Origin of the sequence: Halomonas sp. 5021 (assembly GCF_036663435.1) — a bacterium.
Lineage (GTDB): Bacteria > Pseudomonadota > Gammaproteobacteria > Pseudomonadales > Halomonadaceae > Vreelandella > Vreelandella janggokensis.
The window spans coordinates 38,575-56,137 of the sequence record NZ_JAXOVU010000001.1 but is presented as its reverse complement, the minus strand read 5'-3'; the positions used below and the strand labels follow the sequence as shown (position 1 = coordinate 56,137).

Genomic DNA, 17,563 nt, shown 5'->3' with positions numbered 1-17,563 from the left:
TTTGCATATTAACGATCATGCTGCCTACCTACACCACATCATGCTGACTATTGATTATGCCCGCTAGCGATAATGCTTTTTTAACCGCGCTACAGCTTATTCTGCACATGGATAGCGACCTGTTCGCGATTGTGTCGTTGTCGCTGCAGGTATCGCTTGTGGCCGTTGCGCTCGCCGCGCTTGTGGGCTTACCGCTGGGTGCCGCTCTGGCGCTTTGGCGCTTTCCCGGTCGCAACGGTGTGATTATCGTGTTGAACGCCTTGATGGGCCTCCCCCCCGTTGTCGCCGGGCTGTGTGTTTATCTGCTGCTCTCGCGCGCCGGACCACTGGGCGAATGGGGGCTACTGTTCAGCCCCACCGCCATGGTGGTGGCCCAATGGGTGTTAGTGCTACCGATTATTGCCTCTTTGACGCGCCAACAAATCGAGGCATTACACGGCGAATACGCCGAACAGCTCCAGTCACTGGGCTTATCCACCGCGAGAATGATGCCCACCCTGCTCTGGGACGCCCGCGTTGGGCTGGTCACCGTCATGCTGGCGGGGTTTGGGCGTGCCAGCGCTGAAGTCGGTGCGGTAATGATTGTGGGCGGCAATATCGAGGGTGTGACGCGGGTCATGACCACCAGCATCGTGCTGGAAACCAGCAAGGGCAATCTGCCTCTGGCACTCGGGCTGGGTATTATTCTACTGGCATTGGTGACACTGATTAATGCGATGGCCCACCTGATGGGCGAAACGGCCAAGAGGCGCTTGGGATGAATGCACCAACGTCCATACTCGCGCCTATCGCCGACCTGCAGCTCGATAGCGTCAGCTTTGAACACCGCGGCCAATCGCTTTTGGCCCCCACCTCGCTGACACTGTCGGGGTGTCGTCGTACGGTCATCATGGGCCCAAACGGCGCGGGCAAGAGCCTGCTGATGCGCTTGGCTCACGGACTACTTACCCCAACGACTGGACGTATCTACTGGCAAGGCCCTACCCCGGTACAGGCGATGGTGTTCCAACGGCCGGTGCTGCTTCGCCGCTCAGCGATTGATAACCTCACCTACGTCCTGGGTATCCATAAAGTGCCCCGTGCCCAGCGTAAAGCGCGTGCCTATCAAGCGCTCGACACCTTCGGTTTAACCTCCCTCGCCCATCGTCCGGCCCGAGTACTCTCGGGTGGCGAGCAGCAGCGGCTTGCCCTGGCCCGCGCCTGGCTGCTCAACCCCGATGTGCTGTTTCTGGATGAAGCCACCTCGGCCCTGGACCCGGCAGCAATCAAAGCCGTGGAAGATGCCGTTATGGCGTTTCACGCAAGCGGCACCCGCATTGTGATGACGACTCATGACTTGCATCAGGCCAAACGCCTGGCCGATGACGTGGTGTTTTTACATAACGGTCAATTGAGGGAACACACCTCCACCGAGACATTTTTCTCCGCGCCTCGCTCGTCAGAGGGTCGCGCATTTATCCAGGGTGAGCTGGTTTGGTAACCCTGAGCATCTCGCAAAAAGAAGGAATCGTGACATGAAAAAGACAGCGATCATCACCAGCGCAAGCCTGCTAAGCCTGGCCTGGGGAGGTCTGGCGCTGGCCGATGACGACTACATCACACTGGCCTCCACCACGTCGACGGAAAATTCGGGGCTATTTGATGCCATCATTCCCCAGTTTACCGACAAGACCGATATTGATGTCCGGGTGGTGGCCGTAGGCACCGGCCAGGCGTTTGAAACCGCCCGGCGCGGCGACGCCGACAGCCTGCTGGTTCACGACACGGCAGGCGAGGAGCAGTTTGTCGCAGAGGGTTATGCCACCGAGCGCCTGAATGTCATGTACAACGACTTCGTGATCGTCGGCCCAAGCGATGATCCCGCCGACATTCAAAGCAGCGAGACCGTCGAAGAAGCCATGCAGCGCATTGCCGAAAGCGAGTCGGCCTTTGCCTCGCGGGGTGATGACAGCGGCACCAACCGTGCCGAGCTGCGTTTATGGGAAGACGCCGACGTTAACCCGCAAGGCGAGTGGTACCGCGAGCTGGGCAGCGGTATGGGGCCGACACTCAATACGGCAGCGGGCATGAACGCCTACACCCTCACTGACCGCGCTACCTGGGTGTCTTTTGAAAACCCGCAGGACTTGACCTTACTGTTTGAAGGCGATGAGGCGCTTTTTAATCAGTATGGCAGCTTGCTGATCTCGGAAGAGCGCCACCCTCACTTGAAGCATGACCTTGCCGCCCAGTGGCATGAATGGCTGGTCTCAGAAGAGGGCCAAGCCGCCATCGCTGATTACGAGGTCGATGGCCAACAGCTGTTTTTCCCCAACGCGGAATAACCTACCGACAAGTCATCGATAAAAAAGCCCCTCAGGCATGCTGCCAGAGGGGCTTCTATATAACCACATTGCTTATCTTACCCAGTTGATGCCAGGTAAAAACCTACAGCAGCTGGCGAATATCCTTGGCTTCCCAATGCGGAAAATGCTTACGCACCAGGGCGTTGAGATCGCGCTCAAACGCCGCCCAATCGGTTTTCTCTGGACCACTGCCTGACGCCTTGGCGACGCCACGGATCATCCCCGCACCGACGGTCACGTTGGTCAGCCGATCGACAATGATAAAGCTGCCGGTACCAGGGCTGCTGCGATAACTGTCAACAGGGATCGCCGCCGTCAATTCGACTTCGCAGCGGGCGATGGCATTCAAGCTCAGCGAATCCGCGGCGTGCTTTTCAAGGGTGTTCACGTCGATCTGGTAGTCAACCGCGCTGACTTGCCCTGACAGGTCCCGCGTGGCGAGCTTGAAGTCATACAGTTTGCCCGGCGCCAGCGCATCTTCATGCATCCAGACAATATCCGCTTCAAAAGCATTTGACAGCGGCAACTCTTCCTCGGCGCTGACGAGCCAGTCGCCCCGGGAAATATCGATTTCATCGTCCAGCGTAACGGTAATGGCCTGCCCCGGATACGCCGCCGTCAAGTCCCCCTCAAAGGTCACGATCCGCTCGACGCGCGAGGTTTTCCCCGAAGGCAGCACCTTCACGGCTTGGCCAGGGCGCAACACGCCCGCTGCCAAGGTGCCGCAATAGCCGCGAAAATCAAGGTTGGGCCGGTTAACATACTGCACCGGCAAACGCAGATCGGTAAGGTTCTGGTCATACGTGACCTCGACGCTTTCCAGCAGCTCAATCAGCGTTTTGCCTTCGTAGCCCGCGGTGTAATACCAGGGTGTCTGCTCGCTGGGATTGACGACGTTGTCGCCGTTGAGCGCCGACATCGGCACAAAGCGAATATCGGGGGCGTTCAGATTGGTGGCGAAAGCACGATATTCTTCGACGATTTCGTTAAAGCGCTGCTCGGAGAAATCGACCAGATCCATCTTGTTGACTGCAATGACCAGATGCTGGATACCCAGCAAATCGGCAATGAAGCTGTGGCGGCGGGTTTGCGTCTGCACGCCGTAGCGCGCGTCAATCAGGATCACCGCCAGGCTCGCGGTAGAGGCGCCGGTGGCCATGTTGCGGGTGTACTGCTCGTGTCCCGGGGTATCGGCGATAATGAACTTGCGCTTATCGGTGGAGAAAAACCGATACGCCACATCGATGGTAATGCCCTGCTCGCGCTCCGACTGCAGGCCATCGACCAGCAGCGCCAGATCAACGGTATCACCGGTGGTACCGCTGGTTTTGGACGCCTGGGTGATCGCCGCCAGTTGATCCTCAAAAATCATTTTGGAATCGTGCAGCATTCGGCCAATCAGCGTGGACTTGCCGTCATCGACACTGCCGCAGGTGATGAAGCGCAGCAGGTCCTTGTTTTCGTGTTCGTGCAGATATTGCTCGATGTTGTCGGCAATCAAGTTGGATTGGTGTGACATTAAAAGTACCCCTCACGCTTTTTCTTTTCCATCGAGCCGGCCTGGTCGTGGTCGATGGCGCGGCCGCTGCGTTCGCTGGTTTTGGTCAGCAGCATTTCCTGGATGACCTCGGGCAAGGTGGCGGCTTTGGATTCCACCGCGCCGGTGAGCGGGTAGCAGCCCAGGGTTCTGAAACGCACCCACTTTTCTTCCGGCACTTCGCCCGGCTCCAGCGGCATGCGGTCGTCGTCGACCATGATCTGCATGCCGTCACGCTCGACCACCGGGCGTGGGGCTGACAGGTACAACGGCACAATGGGGATCGATTCCAGATAGATGTACTGCCAGATATCCAACTCGGTCCAGTTGGAAAGCGGGAACACGCGAATCGATTCGCCCTTGTTGACCTTGGCGTTGTAGATATTCCACAGCTCCGGGCGCTGTTTTTTCGGGTCCCAGCGGTGGTATTTATCGCGGAAGGAGTAGACACGTTCCTTGGCACGGGACGCTTCTTCATCACGCCGGGCACCGCCAAAGGCGGCGTCAAACCCATGCTTGTCCAGCGCCTGCTTGAGCGCCTGGGTTTTCATGATGTCGGTGTACTTGGCACTGCCGTGGTCAAACGGGTTGATGTTCGCCGCACGACCTTCTTCGTTGGTGTGGACGATAAGCTCCATGCCCGCCTCTGCCGCCATGCGGTTGCGGAACTCGATCATCTCGCGGAATTTCCAGGTGGTGTCTATATGCATCAGCGGGAACGGGGGCGTGCCGGGGTAAAACGCCTTGCGCGCCAGGTGCAGCATCACTGAGGAATCTTTGCCGATGGAGTACATCATCACCGGATTGGAAAACTCGGCGGCGACTTCGCGAATGATATGGATCGATTCCGCTTCGAGCTGCTTCAAGTGCGTCATGCGCGCAGCACTAGGCGCACCGGGCATTTCAGGCCGCGACGCGGCTGAAAGATTGGAAAACTGGGACATGGCCGACTACCTCACAAAAACAAACCTGTGCACTGCGCAAAAGCTGAGCGCTAAGATGTGGGTAGGGTAACGTCTTGTCGATAATAACCCAAAAGAATTAATAACTATCTTTTTATTCTTTTACTGCCTATAAGATCAAAAAGCCGTTTTGACGGCTAAACCGTGACACGCTCGACCCGGGTTTCCCACTGCTGGTCGTGGAAATCAACGATGCGATAACCGGGGCGTGATGCCTCATCAATCATAAAGTGTTCTGCCCCAGGCATGAATTGATCGGCAATCGCCGGGCAGCCATAAACGGCAACATCATGTGTACCGGCTACATGGCGCTGGGTATATGTCTGATGGGCGTGACCAAACAGGATGACCTTGACCTGGGGAAACGCGCTGATGACCTCCCAGAACGCATCGCGGTCCTGCAAACCAATGGCATCCATCCAGGTCGCTCCCACCTCAACGGGAGGATGATGCATCGCGATCAAGGTCGGTCGGCGATCTCCTTCAAGCTTTGACGATAGCGTCGCCAAGGCGTCACGGCCCAGTTCACCATAGGGCTCCCCCTCAACCGGGGTGTGCAGCAGCAGTAGGCGCCAGGGCGGCAACGACACCTCATCGACCAGCGGATGTTCTGCTTGCATCAGCGCGGGCTGGTCGTGATTACCCGCCATCCAGGCCCACGGACAGGGCAACTGCGACATCGCCTCACTGGCCAGTGCATAAGAGGTCGCTGTTTCGTCCTGACTGACATCACCGGTCAACACCACGAAGTCGGGTCGCTCAGCGATGGCCGCCTGCAGCACCCGCTGTAGGTGATGCCAGGGCACTCCCGCGCGGGAACGCGCTTGTTTATCCGCGTACAGGTGGGCATCGGTGATTTGCACCAGGCGCATCAGGGAAGCTCCGGTACATCAACGGTGTGTCCATGTGCCAGGGCATGAGCCAGCCATTCGCCGAGAAAGCGATTCAACTGAAGCTTTTCATCCGGCTGGTGCATCCGCGCATTAGGGTAGCGGTAACGCCCTCTAAAGTGGCGCTCGCGCTGAAAATCGGTGACTTCTGCCATGCGGACGTCGTGGTAAAGATGCACACGCATGCGAGGCCCTTCCCACAAGGTATCCATCGGACTGCTTTGCGACACTTCCAACATGGTGGTGTAAGGGGCGTTTTGCAAAATCTTGAGTTGTAAAACACCGAAATCCTGGTCATCGCCGCGCAAGGCAATGTTGCGTTGCTGGTCGCCTTCCAGGTCACCCACCAGGCGAACCAGTCGCAAATAGTTGGCGCTGCACTCGGCTTGGAGCGTCTTCAAATCGGTGACATAAGCCATTTTCGCCATGCTCACTCCTCGTCGGTTTCGCCCTGCGGGGGTATTGGGCGGGAAGCGGCGCGTAAAGACGCCCGCTGGCCTGCCAGCCAATGCAGTGCAATCAAGCACATGGCGTTGTCGAGTCTTCCCTGGCCCAAGAGTTCCCATGCAGTGGGAAAAGACACCACATGGACGCGAATATCTTCATGTTCTTCAGCCAGGCCATGAACCCCGCCCACCCCCTGCGTATTGATCAAGCCGCAGAACAGTGTCACGCGTTCGTTACAGGCGCCTGGACTGGGGTAATAGGAGTGCAGTTTAGTCAATTGGCCCACATGACACCCGGCCTCTTCCAGAGATTCACGACGGGCAACATCTTCCAGTGACTCGTCCTGCTCGACGAGGCCGGCCACGAGCTCAAGCTTCCATGGCGTGTGCGGATCGTCAACGGCACCGGCACGGAACTGTTCAACCAACACCAGGTTATCGCGCGCGGGGTCGTAAAGCAGCACCCCCACGGCATCAAAGCGTTGATGGACCTCGCGACGCATGACGTCGCTCCACCCGCCTTCAAACAGGCGATGACGAAGCTCTAACGCCTCCAGGCGGAAAAAGCCCTGGTGCAGGGTTTCACGTTTATGCAGTTCAACATCTTCGCGGCCTAGCGGCGTGTTGAGCAGAGACGTGCTGGCGCTGGATGCCATAAGGCGCTCCCGGTGATAACAATTGTCCTATTATCAATGCTTGCCACCGGGAATGCCAATTTGTGGAAGGAGTTATAGTTCACCAAGCAACGCTTCGGCGTCACGGCGCAACGCTTCATCGGACTGTTGGCGACCCTCGCGGGCGGTGCCATTCAAGGCGCGCTGGGCATGCTCCCGAGCCGCCTGGGTATTGCCTTCTTCCTGGAGGAAGGTCGCGTAGTAATAGTTGACATCGATGCCGTCAGGACGAATCTGCAAGGCCCGCTGAAACATCTTGTCTGCCGTATCACTATCGCCAAAACCAATCAGCCCACCGGGTACGCGGTCGTATAGCGCCCCCAACGTCACATAGGCAGAGCCATTATTGCCTTGCGGATCGATCTCGACAGCACGTTCGAGGGTATTCCGGGCGTCTTTGGCAACGCCCAAAGCACCAAGACCACCTCGTTCACGGGCATAAGCGGCCAATACCACCCCTTTCCAGACCAACACGTCGGCTTCGTCGCTATGCTGCTCAGCAAGCTGTGTCACTTCGTCGGCCAGGCCACTGAGCGCTTCTTCCCGCTCACTTTCAGGCATCTCCGTTACCGTATGCTCCCAGCGGTTCTTAAGCGAGAACAGCTCGCTTTCATAAGCCACCGCGTTAAACGACGCGAGCGCCAGCGAACTGCTGAGCGCGGTCATTGCGAAATAGCGCATCAGGTTTGAATGAACCATTATCAACTCCTTAGCTTGTTGTTGTCGGATAACTGCCAGTCGGCAAAATAAGCCACCCGGACAATGTAACGAACGTTTGAATTAATCGCCAGTCGCAAATCATTCGACGCGACGTTTGGCCGTCCTGAGGCAAATCGCGTTAAAGTGGGGATCGCCTAACCAGAAGGGAGTTGGCAATGAAAGGCCGCAACATGACACGTTGGCGCGATCCGGCAAAAGACCCGCGCCAGGAACCTAAAAGCAACCTGATTACCGCTGAGGGTGCAGCACGCCTGAGAGGCATTCTGGACCATCTCTCGCGGGTAAAACGCCCGCAAATTTCGGCGAAAGTGGGCGAAGCGGCCGCCCAGGGTGATCGCAGTGAAAACGCCGATTACACCTACAACAAGAAGGAACTCAATCGCGTCATCGCCCGGATTCGATACCTCACCAAGCGTCTGGATGAGCTCCAGGTGGTCGACCGCCTGCCCGCCAACACGCAAAAAATATTTTTTGGCGCCTTTGTCAGCCTGGAAGACGAAGAAGGTGAAACGCTGTCTCTACGCATTGTTGGCCACGATGAAACCGATACGCAAAAACGCTGGATCAGTATCGATGCTCCCATGGCCAAGGCCTTGCTGGGCAAGGAAGTGGGCGAGGATATAACAGTGCTCACGCCCAACGGCGAGACGTTCTACACCGTGACAGCCATTGACTATGCCCCCGAACGGTAATTAATACTGCTGGGCGCGATAGACCCTGAAACGGCGATTATCCGCCAGGGTCTGGAACTGCCCAAATGCGTTCTGGAGCCGGTCCGGATAGGGCAAGAACGCATTGGCAACCAGCAATAATTGGCCCGCTGACGTCAAGTGGGTCGGCGCCTGACTGATCAGGCGCTGGCTTGGCCCATAGCTGACATCACGCTCCTGGTGAAAAGGCGGATTGCTGACGATAAGATCAAAGTGTTCGCCCTGCAAAGCACTGAATACATCACTTTGCAATACGCGGCCTTCGAGCCCGTTGACCCTCAGCGTTCGCTGGGTCGACTCAACCGCAAACGCACTGACATCCACCGCGGTGACCTGATGCCCGCGACGGGCTAGCCACGCGCTGATAATCCCGTCACCGCAGCCCATATCCAGCACGTGCAGAGGGTTGATGAGTGGTGTGCTGGGAAGTTCGCTCTCCAGGACGTTCAGGAGTAGCCGGGTGCCTTCGTCGACCTTGCCATGCCCGAATACGCCCGGGTGGCTGATCAGTGCCAGACCCAGCGCGTCGAAACGCGTCCAAACATCGTCCTTGGAAGCGAGCTTTACCGTGCGGGTGGCAAATAGCGAGCAGCGTCGGGCGTTATCCAGCTTGTCGCACTCCATGCCCCGCTCAGCGAGCAACTTGGGGACGCGCTTGATGCCTCCATTATGCTCACCGACAACCTCTACCGGCGTGTCACCTGGCAATACCTCACATAGCCACTCCAGCCACCAGATACCCAACTGATGGGCTTTGGGCCAGAACAGCACCACCTCGCCTGCCAGGTACTCAACATGCTCATCCACAAACGGGCTAAACGCTGATTTACCCCGAGCGCGCCAAGCGTCAAGCACAGCCAAGTCAGCGCTGACAACACCCGTTGATTGCTCAACCAACCAGGGATCCAACGGCGGACCGACTCCCCAGAGCGGCTCATCGCGCGCTGGCTGTCGTTCAAGCAGTTGGCAGGCAGGCGTTTGGGCACTCATTCGACGGTCTCCGGTTTGCTGAGGGTATAAAGCAAGTAGCGACCCAGGCGCCAGTGGGGGTCCTGTCGGCAGTAGCATTTTTCCAGCGCCAGCAGCGTGTCGCGCTCGCGTGGCGCTAACGCGGGCTGGCGTAAATAGTCCTGAAAGACTCGAATACCGGCTACCGACTCAACAACCAAGCCATTTTCCCCGCTCCACTGCACAACCTGGTCGTGGGTGATGGGCGAAATGGGCGTCAGTCGCTGGCCCCTGCCCTGACCCTCAAGCTGGTCGCTTAAGGCTTTTTGTAAGTTACCTTTCATGGCATTGGAAAAACGCAGCGCATCACGGTTAAACACCATGAGACTCAGTTGACCGCCTGGGGCGAGCAGGCTCGCCAGCGTTTGCATGGCCAAACGCGGCTCGCCGAGCCATTCCAGTACCGCGTGGCAGGCAATGAGTGGCCAGGGACCTGGGGCGTGCTGCCCAATCGTTTGCAGAGGCGCCTGCAGGTACTCAATCGCATCGCTGGGCAGCTCATTGGCATCACGATGCCAGTTTTTTGCATGGTCCAACATTTCGCCAGAGGGCTCTGCCATCGTGACCTTATGCCCTCGCTCTGCAAACCACGCAGTTTGCTGGCCCAGGCCACCGCCGATATCCAATACCGCCTGCTGCTGTAAATTCAGCATTTGCGGCAATAAATAGTCGAGCATCGCCAGGCGCAACTCGCCTCTGGGCGCCTGGTAGAGCGATCGTGAAAACTTGTCGACCAGGCCGTCGAAATAACGATCGCCCGCTTGGGTCAATTCATAATGTGGATGCATTCAATGGGCCGAGCGTTGTATCAAAGCCATGTAGTTTACCTTTCTGAAGAATATAACGCTTGTCACTCTAGGGGAGATGAGGAACGGGTTAATGTTATCAACTAATGTACGCGTATTGCCTTTCAAATCGAAAAGCCCTACTTTGGGAACGTTACCATTTATATCAATCCATTTTTATGCCTTCATCCCGAGCTACCCTCATCGAAGTTGCCAAATTGGCAGGCACCTCTAAAACCAGCGTTTCGCGCTATTTTGGCGAAGAGCATGACCGGCTATCGCCTTCCCTCAAAAGGCGCATCGCCCAGGCGGCAGGGACCCTTGGCTACCACCCGAATCAAATGGCACGCGGCTTAAAAGGGGGGCACTCGAAATTGATCGGAATGTTGGTCGCCGATATCCGCAATCCGTTTTCAGTAGCCATCACCCACGGTGTCGAGCAAGCTTGCCGCCAATACGGCTACTCGCTAGTCGTGTGTAATACCGACAATGACCCTGAGCAGGAGCGCCAGCATCTAGACCTGCTTGGCGCCTATCAAGTGGAAGGCTTGGTGGTGAATGCATCCGGCAGCCCCGAACACCAGCTGCATACCATTATGAGTCAGGGAACCCCTATTGTGCTGCTAGACCGCGACGTCGACCATGTGGAGGCGGAAGTGGTCGGGCTCGATAATCACCTGGCGGTTGATATGGCGCTCGAACACTTGTGCGCCCAGGGCTACCAAGCCGTACTGTATGTCAGCGAAGCGCCCGAACAATCAAGCACGCGTCAACGACGTTTGTCGCGTTTTCACCAAGCTGCCGAACTACGCGGGCTGCATCACGCGACATTACTGCTTACCACCGAAGATGGCACTGCATCGCAGCAAATGCTAAGCGACTTTTTAGCCGACCACCAACAGCACGCTTGTGCCGTTTTGTGTGGTAACGGTAATGCCACCCTAGCAGTGACTGCCCTTTTTCAGCAGTTGGGCTTAACACTTGGCAAGACAGGCTTGATGGGGATTGATGAACTCGATTGGTGCGCCTTAGTGCCTCCCGGCATCACCACCCTTGGCCAGCCCACCGATGCGATCGGCAAAGCGGCAATTGAATGTTTGATGCATCGCATTGCACCCCATATATCGGCAATGCCGACCACGGTGAGTTTTGCCCCTGGCCTGATTGAGCGGGGCTCCACCCTGCGCTAATTTCCAAGGCATCGCTAGAAAAGAGTCGCAAAAATGGTATCGTTCCCATTGAATGCTAAAAAACAGCCGAAAGAGAATATTGACCATGCCACACGCTATCGATAGCCCACCCGAAATTCTCACCTTTGGCGAGGCCATGGCCATGTTTGTAGCGGATACGCCGGGCGATTTATCCGCTATCGAGGGTTTCCACCGCCGTTTGGCCGGTGCCGACAACAATGTCGCCATCGGCCTCTCAAGACTGGGTTTTCAAGTGGGTTGGTTAAGCCGAGTGGGCACCGATAGCTTTGGGAAGTTTATTCAGGCGGCGTTAACCGCGGAAGGAATCGATGGCCGCTATATTCACGCCGATGCACAGCACCCCACCGGACTGCTCTTTAAAGAGCGCGCCCAGGACGGCGCCGACCCGCGAGTCGAATATTTCAGACGTGGCAGTGCTGCCAGTCACCTGACGGTTGACGACGCCCAGCATGTCGACTTTCAAGCACTTAACCACCTTCACGCAACGGGCATTACACCGGCGTTATCTGAAAGCGCCTGCCAGCTTAGCCATCATTTGATGGAACAGGCCCGCGCCCATGGTGCCAGTGTTTCCTTTGACCCTAATTTGCGACCGTCACTTTGGCCCAACGAAAACGTTATGCGATCGACCCTCAACGAACTCGCCGGCCGTGCCGACTGGGTACTACCAGGGCTTTCCGAGGGCCAGCTACTCACAGGGCAAAAGACGCCTTACGACATAGCAGGCTACTATCTGGATCAAGGTGCTTCGGCGGTGGTTATCAAACTGGGGCCGGAAGGCAGCTATTACCGAGGCAGCTTAGATGGGAAAGAGGAGAGCTTTACGGTAAGCGGTTGCCCTGTCGCTGAAGTAGTGGATACCGTAGGTGCAGGCGATGCCTTTGCCGTTGGCGTAATCAGCGCCCTGCTTGATGGCTGCTCAGCACGCCAAGCCGCCCAGCGGGGAAATTTAATTGGCGCTCAGGCCGTTCAAGTCATTGGTGATATGGAAGGCCTGCCTGGTCGCGAGCGTTTACAGGTGCTTGAAGCAGAGCAACCCACCGCCTGACCCGCCTCGCTTTTTTGTAGCCGCTTTTTTACCCTGGAGATAACAATGCAAAAACGGTTAATGGTTCAAGGACGACTCAGCGATGCCCAACTGGGTGAGCTAAGCGATTTATTTAAGGTAGATGTGCTGGCAAAAACCTCCGCGCTTGATGCCCCTGAAAATCGCGCTCTATTAGCAGAGGCGCACGGCATTATCGGTTCCGGCTTGGCAATCACCCCTCAGTTGCTAGACGCAGCCCCCAACTTGGAAGTCATCGCGACCGTTTCTGTTGGCTATGACAACATCCCCGTTGATGAACTGACCAAGCGCGGCATCATGCTGTGCAATACACCGGATGTGCTTACCGAAACCACCGCCGATACGGGGTTTGCACTGGTCATGGCCACCGCGCGTCGAGTAGTGGAACTAGCCGAGTGGGTAAAAGCAGGCGAATGGCAAGCCAGTATTGGCCCCGCTCTGTTTGGTAGCGATGTGCATGGCAAAACCCTGGGCATGGTCGGCTTTGGCCGCATTGGGCAGGCAGTGGCCAGGCGCGGTGCGCTGGGCTTTGGCATGCCGGTGCTCTACTCCAACGCCTCCCAAAAGCCCGCATTAGAACGCGAGCTTGGCGCTAAGCGCTGCGAACTTAACCAACTGCTGGCCGAAGCTGACTTTGTCTGTGTCACAGTACCGCTGACTGCCGAGACCGAACACCTGATCGGCGCCAAAGAATTTGCACAAATGAAACCAACCGGCATTTTCATCAATATTGCCCGCGGCAAAGTCGTCGATGAAGCGGCATTGATACACGCTCTGGAGAGCGGCGCTATACAAGCAGCCGGACTGGATGTCTTCGAGCAGGAGCCGCTCGCCGCCTCGTCAACGCTACCGACGATGGCCAATGTCGTCGCTTTGCCGCATATCGGCTCTGCCACCCATGAAACCCGCGACGCCATGGCTCAACGGGCTGTGAATAATATTCGCTTGGCGCTTCAGGGTGAACGCCCCATTAGCCTGGTCAATCAGGAAACCTATCAATGAACTCTGCGATGAGCACAGCCACACCGCTCTGTCTGCTGTTTGACTGCGATGGCACCCTGGTGGATAGCGAGATACTGCTTGCCGAGGTGATGGGCGAGATACTTCCTGAATTCGGCCTACCCTTTTCAGCCCGACAGTATATGGATGAATTTCGCGGGGTGCGTTTCCAGACCATCGTCCAAACACTGGAAAGCCGTTTTCAGACGTTGGCAGAAGACAAATTCACCCAGCTTGAAGCGGACATGCGGGCACGCATGGAAGCCCGCATGCGTGCCGAGCTTGTGGTAATACCCGGCATGCCCGATGCGTTGGAACAGTTAAGCAGCCACCCTATGGCCGTGGTATCCAATGGCCCCGAGCGCAAGATCCGTTGCGCGCTGGAAAGCACCGCGTTAGGCCACCATTTTGAAGGCAGGCTGTTTAGCGCCTACACCCTCAACGTATGGAAGCCAGATCCCGAGCTGTATCGCAAGGCGGCGGCCGCCATGGGCTATACTCCACGTCAGTGTGTGGTGATTGATGATGCGGCGGTGGGTGTCGAGGCAGGCCTAGCGGCAGGCATGCACGTGATTCATCTGAACCACTTTCCTGGAGAGGAAATCACTCCCGACGGTGCGATCGGCATTCTGCATGCCAGTGAATTACCCACCGCGATTGCCAACCTATCCACCAACGTGCCTGCTGACGTTTAATACCTGGAGTTGACACATATTGGTGAAAATCGGCTCAGGAGGATTCAATGAGGTTATTTTCATTGCAAGATCAAGTGGCGATGGTTACCGGCTGCAACAAAGGCTTAGGCCAAGGTATGGCCGTGGCCCTGGCCGAAGCGGGTGCTGATATTGTCGGTGTCAGCCGCCGCCCTGCCGAGGAAACCCGCCAGCAGGTTGAAGCCTTAGGCAAGCGCTTTTACGCTGTTGAAGCAGAGTTAGGCAATGATTCGCCTAACGACATTGTTCATCAAGCGGTCACTCAGGCGGGTAAGCTGGACATCTTGGTCAACAATGCGGGAACGATTCGCCGGGCACCGGCTATCGAGTTCACCGAAGAAGACTGGGACGCGGTGATAGACATCAACTTGAAGGCAGCGTTTTTTCTCTCCCAGCAGGTGGCTAAACACCTGATTGAGCGCGAGGCACCGGGCAAGATCGTCAATATTGCCTCACTGCTGTCGTTCCAAGGCGGTATTCGCGTGCCCTCCTACACCGCCAGCAAAAGCGGCATCCTCGGCCTAACCCGCCTGATGGCCAACGAATGGGCTGCCCATGATATAAACGTCAATGCCATCGCCCCAGGGTACATGGCCACCGATAATACCCAGGCGCTGCGCGACGACCCCCAGCGCCACGATGAAATACTCGGACGCATTCCCGCCGGCCGCTGGGGCACGCCCGAGGATCTAGCGGGTGCCGTGATCTTTTTATGCTCCGACGCTGCCCACTACGTCCATGGTCATACCCTGGCAGTTGACGGTGGCTGGCTAGCCCGCTAAATGATATCCAGCAGTAAGTTGAATGCCATCCAGCCAGTCACTAGCCAGCCGTCGACTGCCGCAACACGAACTCTACGCCACGCAGCTCGGCAAGGCCACGCATGCGCCCGTAAAGCGGGTAACCCGGTGCGGTATGGCGCTGTTGATCATCGAGAAGCTGGTGACCGTGATCCGGGCGCATCGGTAAACGTGCCCCACCTTCGCGTTCGCGGCGCCGCTCTTCTTTCACCAGCGCATGAATGACCCCCACCATGTCCACATCACCGGCTAGGTGCGACGCCTCGTGAAAAGACAGGTTATCCGCTTCGCGCTGCGTGGCACGCAGATGGATAAAATGAATATGTGGGGCAAAGTGGCGGGTCATGGCCACCAAGTCATTATCTTCACGGACGCCATAAGACCCTGTGCAAAGCGTCAAACCATTGGCGGGGCTGGGCACACGATCGATAATCCACTGGGCATCCTCGCGCGTCGATACCACCCGGGGCAATCCCAGCAACGGCCGGGGCGGGTCATCCGGGTGGATGGCCATACGAATGCCCACCTCTTCCGCCACCGGAATAACCGCCTGCAGAAAGTAACCCAGGTTTTCTCGCAACCGGGCGGCGTCGACATCGGCATACCCTTCCAGCACAGCCCGAAACTGTTCAAGGGTGTAATGCTCCTCGGCGCCGGGCAGCCCCGCGATCAGGGTATTGACTAATTGGTCACGGCCAACGCTATCCAAGCTTTCCAGATAGCGACTTGCTTGAGCTTTATCCTCAGCGCTGTAGTCTTGCTCAGCCCCTGGTCGCCGCAGCAGATAAAGATCGAAGGCCGCAAAAGCCACCTGATCAAAGCGCAGCGCCAAGGCGCCATCAGCTAATTCATAGGTCAGGTCAGTACGTGTCCAATCGAGTACCGGCATGAAGTTATAGCAAACGGTGTCGATACCGCAGGCCGCCAGGTGTCGCAGCGTCTGGCAATACGTTTCGATCAGCGCGTCACGTTCTGGCAGTCCTTTCTTGATCGACTCATGGACCGGGACGCTCTCCACCACCGACCATGTCAGGCCAGCCGCTTCGATCATCTGCTGACGCTCGCGAATCGCCTCAACCGGCCATACCTGATCATTAGGCACCTCATGCAGGGCGGTAACGATACCGGTTGCGCCTGTCTGGCGAATCTCGTCCAGGCGAATCGCATCATTCGGGCCAAACCAACGCCAGGTGTGTTCCATGGTGCTCTCCTTTTTTGTTAGCCCCTAACCATGCTTCAGCGCTGCGAGCGCCTCCTCCAGGCCTTCCTGGGTCAACGTCTGGTACGCCGTCACCACGGCCTGGGCAAATGCCTTATTCGTTGCCAGTTCGCTTGGCACCACATCATCCATAGCCAGATACGCCGCCACCAGTGCGTCAGCATCGCGACCATGCGCGTGATGTATCGACTGGAAGCGCTGGGCGAGCGGGTCGTCGACGGGGTGGCGATTGCCCATCAGATCCTCACCCGAGGTATAGCGAATCCACGCCGCCATGCCTAATGCCACGCACGGCGATGACTGACCGACACCTGCGCGCTTCAGGGCGGCGGATAGCCAGCGCTGCGGGAGCTTCTGGCTACCATCCATGGCGATCTGATGCAGGCGATGGCGCAGGCTATCGTTGGCAAAACGGGCCAATAGCGAGTCCGCGTAGGCGTCCAGGTCGATGCCCTCGGGCATCTCGAGGGTGGGCGCCGCCTCTTCGAGCATATAGCGGTTTAACAGCGCCCGCAGTTTGGCATGCTGGACACCCTCATAGACCGTTTCAATCCCTGCCAACGCACCCAGGTAAGCCAGCAGCGAATGACTACCGTTGAGCATGCGTAGCTTCATGGTTTCAAACGGCGCCACATCGGCCACCATTTCAACACCTTCAGCTTCCCAGCTCGGCCGCCCTGCGGGGAAGTGGTCTTCGACCACCCACTGCGTGAATGCTTCGCACACCACCGCGTTTGGGTCGTTAACGCCCAGCGCTGCCAAGCGCTCAAAGTCAGCGTCCGTCATCGCGGGCACGATCCGATCCACCATGCTGCAAGGGAACGCCACTTCATCGGCAATCCAACTCGCCAGGGCGGGATCTTGGTGTTCAGCGAGCTGCACCACCGCCTGGCGTGTCCGTTTGCCGTTATCTGGCATGTTGTCGCAAGACAGAACGGTAAAAGGAGCAATGCCTGCCTTGTGCCGCCGGGCCAATGCTTCCACCAATAGCCCGGGCGCAGTGCGTGGCTGCTTGGGGGCAGCGATATCAGCGGCGATCATGGGGTCATCATTTCTTAACTCACCACTGGCAGGGTTCAAGAAATAGCCTTTTTCAGTGACCGTCAGGGTCACAATTCGCGTATCCGCGGATGCCATCCGCGATAGCAAGGCCTCCCGGTCGCGTCCCCAGTTACCCTCTGTATCGCAGCCAGTGAACAGCGTCTCTTCGATCACGCCTATTTCGCGCAGCGTCAGGCTTTCACTGTCGGCGTACTCGGCAACATGGTAGCGATGCCCTGCCGCGCGCAATCCGTCGACCAAGCCAATGCTGGCACGAAGGTTAGCGCTGCAAACACCCCATTCAGAGTCACCTGTACGCTGGCGGTAACGCTCCAGATACGCCGCTTGGTGGGCGCGGTGGAAGGCGCCGAGCCCCAGATGAACGACGCCAACCTCTCCGCTTTTAGATGAGGTTTCAATACGGTGTGAAGGCATGG

General features: G+C 57.5%; 19 protein-coding genes. 9 read left to right on the top strand and 10 right to left on the bottom strand.

Translation table 11 applies throughout. From position 1 onward, the window contains the following. Positions 1-56 precede the first annotated feature (56 nt). Genes R3F64_RS00265 through R3F64_RS00255 form a run of 3 tightly spaced genes read left to right on the top strand, consistent with a single transcriptional unit; the run spans position 57 to position 2,324 of the window. Positions 57-761, top strand: coding sequence for an ABC transporter permease (locus R3F64_RS00265; RefSeq protein WP_085917917.1), 705 nt, complete (start codon positions 57-59; stop codon positions 759-761). Continuing rightward, a complete protein-coding gene (locus R3F64_RS00260) occupies positions 758-1,480 on the top strand; it encodes an ATP-binding cassette domain-containing protein (RefSeq protein ID WP_332609086.1) in 723 nt (240 codons plus the stop codon). The genes R3F64_RS00265 and R3F64_RS00260 overlap by 4 nt, the downstream gene beginning before the upstream one ends. Positions 1,481-1,514: 34 nt before the next feature. Further along, entirely contained in the window at positions 1,515-2,324 is an 810-nt protein-coding gene (locus tag R3F64_RS00255) for a substrate-binding domain-containing protein (protein ID WP_085917915.1), read from the top strand. Between the two features lie 103 nt (positions 2,325-2,427). Here R3F64_RS00255 and cysN read toward each other — a convergent pair whose 3' ends face one another. The 6 genes from cysN to R3F64_RS00225 all read right to left on the bottom strand — a co-directional run bounded on the left by cysN (position 2,428) and on the right by R3F64_RS00225 (position 7,535). Further along, on the bottom strand, positions 2,428-3,864 hold the full coding sequence (gene cysN / locus R3F64_RS00250; protein WP_085917914.1) for a sulfate adenylyltransferase subunit CysN: 1,437 nt from the start codon (positions 3,862-3,864) through the stop codon (positions 2,428-2,430). Further along, the gene (cysD, locus tag R3F64_RS00245; RefSeq protein WP_422823549.1) at positions 3,864-4,826 is read right to left on the bottom strand and encodes a sulfate adenylyltransferase subunit CysD; all 963 of its coding nucleotides are present in this window, start codon (positions 4,824-4,826) and stop codon (positions 3,864-3,866) included. The genes cysN and cysD overlap by 1 nt, the downstream gene beginning before the upstream one ends. 155 nt (positions 4,827-4,981) lie before the next feature. Continuing rightward, entirely contained in the window at positions 4,982-5,716 is a 735-nt protein-coding gene (locus tag R3F64_RS00240; protein ID WP_332609083.1) for a metallophosphoesterase, read from the bottom strand. Then, positions 5,716-6,162: a DUF1249 domain-containing protein gene (locus R3F64_RS00235; RefSeq protein ID WP_085917912.1), complete on the bottom strand. Its 447-nt coding sequence runs from the start codon at positions 6,160-6,162 to the stop codon at positions 5,716-5,718. Before R3F64_RS00235 ends, R3F64_RS00240 begins: the two co-directional genes overlap by 1 nt. A 2-nt stretch (positions 6,163-6,164) precedes the next feature. Then, positions 6,165-6,836 carry an NUDIX domain-containing protein gene (locus tag R3F64_RS00230; protein WP_085917911.1) on the bottom strand — a complete coding sequence of 224 codons (672 nt, stop codon included), beginning with the start codon at positions 6,834-6,836 and terminating at the stop codon, positions 6,165-6,167. A 72-nt stretch (positions 6,837-6,908) separates the two neighbouring features. Next, entirely contained in the window at positions 6,909-7,535 is a 627-nt protein-coding gene (locus R3F64_RS00225; protein WP_442786535.1) for a hypothetical protein, read from the bottom strand. A gap of 194 nt (positions 7,536-7,729) precedes the next feature. Here R3F64_RS00225 and greB point away from each other — a divergent pair, with 194 nt between their 5' ends. Continuing rightward, a complete protein-coding gene (greB, locus tag R3F64_RS00220; RefSeq protein ID WP_085917909.1) occupies positions 7,730-8,266 on the top strand; it encodes a transcription elongation factor GreB in 537 nt (178 codons plus the stop codon). On the opposite strand, the gene R3F64_RS00215 is transcribed toward greB, so the two are convergent. Together R3F64_RS00215 and R3F64_RS00210 are read right to left on the bottom strand one after the other, a co-directional pair. After that, complete coding sequence (locus tag R3F64_RS00215; protein WP_332609079.1) at positions 8,267-9,274, bottom strand: methyltransferase; 1,008 nt, start codon at positions 9,272-9,274, stop codon at positions 8,267-8,269. Beyond that, a complete protein-coding gene (locus R3F64_RS00210; RefSeq protein ID WP_268901518.1) occupies positions 9,271-10,080 on the bottom strand; it encodes a methyltransferase domain-containing protein in 810 nt (269 codons plus the stop codon). The genes R3F64_RS00215 and R3F64_RS00210 overlap by 4 nt, the downstream gene beginning before the upstream one ends. Positions 10,081-10,256: 176 nt before the next feature. Between R3F64_RS00210 and R3F64_RS00205 the strand changes: the two genes are divergently transcribed. The 5 genes from R3F64_RS00205 to kduD all read left to right on the top strand — a co-directional run bounded on the left by R3F64_RS00205 (position 10,257) and on the right by kduD (position 14,848). Next, entirely contained in the window at positions 10,257-11,267 is a 1,011-nt protein-coding gene (locus R3F64_RS00205) for a LacI family DNA-binding transcriptional regulator (RefSeq protein ID WP_332609075.1), read from the top strand. 85 nt (positions 11,268-11,352) lie between these two features. Beyond that, entirely contained in the window at positions 11,353-12,336 is a 984-nt protein-coding gene (locus tag R3F64_RS00200; protein ID WP_332609073.1) for a sugar kinase, read from the top strand. 45 nt (positions 12,337-12,381) lie between these two features. Next, positions 12,382-13,356, top strand: a complete 975-nt coding sequence (locus tag R3F64_RS00195; protein ID WP_332609071.1) for a 2-hydroxyacid dehydrogenase — start codon at positions 12,382-12,384, stop codon at positions 13,354-13,356. An 8-nt stretch (positions 13,357-13,364) separates the two neighbouring features. Then, a complete protein-coding gene (locus tag R3F64_RS00190; RefSeq protein WP_264823327.1) occupies positions 13,365-14,048 on the top strand; it encodes an HAD family hydrolase in 684 nt (227 codons plus the stop codon). 47 nt (positions 14,049-14,095) lie between these two features. Further along, positions 14,096-14,848, top strand: a complete 753-nt coding sequence (gene kduD / locus R3F64_RS00185) for a 2-dehydro-3-deoxy-D-gluconate 5-dehydrogenase KduD (protein ID WP_264823328.1) — start codon at positions 14,096-14,098, stop codon at positions 14,846-14,848. 40 nt (positions 14,849-14,888) lie between these two features. Here kduD and uxuA read toward each other — a convergent pair whose 3' ends face one another. Together uxuA and R3F64_RS00175 are read right to left on the bottom strand one after the other, a co-directional pair. Next, the gene (gene uxuA, locus R3F64_RS00180) at positions 14,889-16,067 is read right to left on the bottom strand and encodes a mannonate dehydratase (RefSeq protein ID WP_332609067.1); all 1,179 of its coding nucleotides are present in this window, start codon (positions 16,065-16,067) and stop codon (positions 14,889-14,891) included. Positions 16,068-16,091: 24 nt separating this feature from the next. Next, positions 16,092-17,561, bottom strand: coding sequence for a mannitol dehydrogenase family protein (locus R3F64_RS00175; RefSeq protein WP_332609066.1), 1,470 nt, complete (start codon positions 17,559-17,561; stop codon positions 16,092-16,094). Between the last annotated feature and the right edge of the window lie 2 nt (positions 17,562-17,563).